We start from the raw sequence: 2,659 nt of genomic DNA, 5'->3' as shown, positions 1-2,659 counted from the left end.
AATAATCAAGAGAAAAAGGAAGGTAAAATTTATAAAAATTGGCTTTTTATATGAGAAAGTTTTTGATATTTTGATATAATATATCTTATCATAAACAATCCGACGCAAAGGTAGCGAAATATAAGAAGTTATGAAGCAAAGTTTCTTTTGTTTCCTTTTTCTTCCCCTTTTATGCTTTTCATTAGAAAGGGAGGTTGTGTTTTCTAAAGATGAGGTCTCATTTAGCAAGTATAATGGGTATGATGTTGTAAGCCTTCCTGATTGTAGCTATACCTCTGATATAGGAAAGCCATCCCTTCCCAGAAGGCTTATTCATTTGTCCCTTCCACCAAATGCTACGGTTGAAGGGATAAGGATAATCTCCATTACCAAAGAAGGGCTTGAGGGAACATATAACATCCTACCCTCCCAGCCACCAGCACCACTTATAGAAATTAAAAAGGAGATTTCTTTTGTAGAGCCTGACTTATCTATCTATAACTCCTCAAACCCATATCCAGAAAGCATCGTATCCTATACAAAGGAGGGAAATCTAAGCGGATATAACATCATCGCTATATTTGTTTATCCATTGCAATACATTCCAAAAGAAAAAAGGCTTATCCTTAATAAAGCCATTAGATTTGAGGTTCTATACAAAAAGAAAAAAGTCCCCCTTTCCATAATCAGAAGAAATAGAGAAACAGAAGAGAGGGTTTTGGATATAATAAAGGGGTTGGTTAAAAACCCTGAGGATATTCCAAAATTTGAAAAAAGGGGCATAATGCAGGTACAAAGCATACCATATCTAATCATTACAAGCGAAGCTTTAAAGGATGGATTCAAAAGGCTTGCCAATTGGAAGGAGAAAAAGGGGATTTTATCACAGATAGTAAGCGTTGAAGAAATTATTAAAACAAAAGAGGGCATAGATACCCAAGAAAAGATAAGGAACTTTATCAGGGATTACTATCAAAATAAGGGGACAATCTGGGTTCTTCTGGGAGGTGATACAAATGTTATCCCACATCGGATAACCCATATTTTTGATGTTGAATTTTATGATAAATGGTATAGTGAGATTCCTTGCGACCTTTACTATTCTGACCTAGATGGAGATTGGGATAATGACCACGATAAGGTTTATGGTGAGATAGAGGATGATGTGGATATGTATCCCGATGTATTTGTTGGAAGGGCGCCAGTGGATACAAAAGAGGAAGTCTCCTGCTTTGTAAATAAGGTTATAGATTATGAGAAGGCAAAAGAAAAGGGCTATCAGCTAAAGGCATTCTTTATGGGATTTGACGCTGACTGGTGGACTTATTCTGAAGAGGGAAAGGAGGATATAGCAAAGACATATATTCCAGAAAACTTTATCCTAACAAAGGAATACGATTCGGAAAAAGGATTACATAAAGCTGATGTCTTAAGGGCATTGAACGATGGTCAGAATATCATAAATCATTCTGACCATGCAAACTATAATCTAATAGGGGTTGGTTGTGTGAATCACGGTGAGGTCTTATATTCCTCTGATCTGGATGAATCATTAACAAATCAAGATAAAATAACGGGTTTTCTATTTTCGGTTGGTTGCCTTCCTGCAGCAATAGATAAGGATTGCTTTGCCGAGCATTGGCTTCTTAATCCAAAGGGTGGTGGATTTATGGTCGGAAATACACGCTTTGGATGGTATAGGCCTGGAGAGCCAGGAAATGGTCCATCTGACCTCTATGACTCACAGTTCTTTGCTTCCCTTTTTTCAAAAGGCATCTACCACATTGGCCAAACATTGGCAGATACAAAGGCATACTATGTGGGAAGCGCAAAAACAGATTATGTTATGAGATGGTGTATGTACACCCTTGTCCTGATTGGTGATCCAGAGATGGCCCTTTGGACAGATATTCCTTCTGAGCTTGTTGTTTCTTATCTCCAATCCATTCCTATTGGAAAGCATAGTTTAACTATAAAGGTTGAGAGGGGAGGAAATCCCGTGGAAAATGCCTTGGTTTGCTTAAGAAAGGAGAATGATTTTTATGCCTCTGGTTATACAGACAAATCAGGAAGAACAACCCTTGATTTTGAATTAAAAACAACCGGAGAGATTGAGATAACTGGAAGCTCACAAAATGGCTTATATGAAGGAATTATCTATGGAGTGCCTACATCTGGTTCATTCGTCAGTTATTACAGCCATAGTATATATGATATGGATAAGGATGGTGTGGTAACCCCAGGGGATGAGGTTGAGCTAGGTATTGTTCTAAAAAATTATGGATTTTCTTTAGCTCCTTCTGTTTTAGCCACCCTAACCACAGAAGATAAATTTGTTGAGATTCTTTCTTGTAGTAAGTCATATGGAAGTATCTTGCCATCAGGAACAGCAAGCTCAGAATATTATAAATTTAAGGTAGACAATAATTCTTTTCTCCATAACATCCGATTTCTTATTTCAATTGATGACGGAGCAGGTGGCTCATCTACTGGAAACCTCTTTATTCCAATTGCCACATCTATCTCAGGGAGGGTTATTGATATTAAGAAAAATCGTAACTATTCAGTCATTACAGAGAGAAACGGAGAATGGATGAATTGGAGAGAGGGAGAAGGGGAGAAAGGGAGAATCTTAAGAAGGGGAGAAATTTCTCCGTTTCACAGAAAAAGGGGAGAATGG

Annotated in this window: 1 protein-coding gene; it reads left to right on the top strand. The window is 37.6% G+C overall.

What is annotated here, in order from left to right:
- Nucleotides 1-130: 130 nt before the first annotated feature.
- A partial coding sequence (locus AB1630_12045) for a C25 family cysteine peptidase (GenBank protein ID MEW6104524.1) occupies nt 131-2,659 on the top strand: 2,529 nt, incomplete at its 3' end.

Source organism: bacterium, assembly GCA_040753555.1.
GTDB lineage: Bacteria > UBA9089 > UBA9088 > UBA9088 > UBA9088 > JBFLYE01.
The sequence above is the reverse complement of the archived record's forward strand: the minus strand, read 5'-3'. Positions and strand labels throughout refer to the sequence as shown.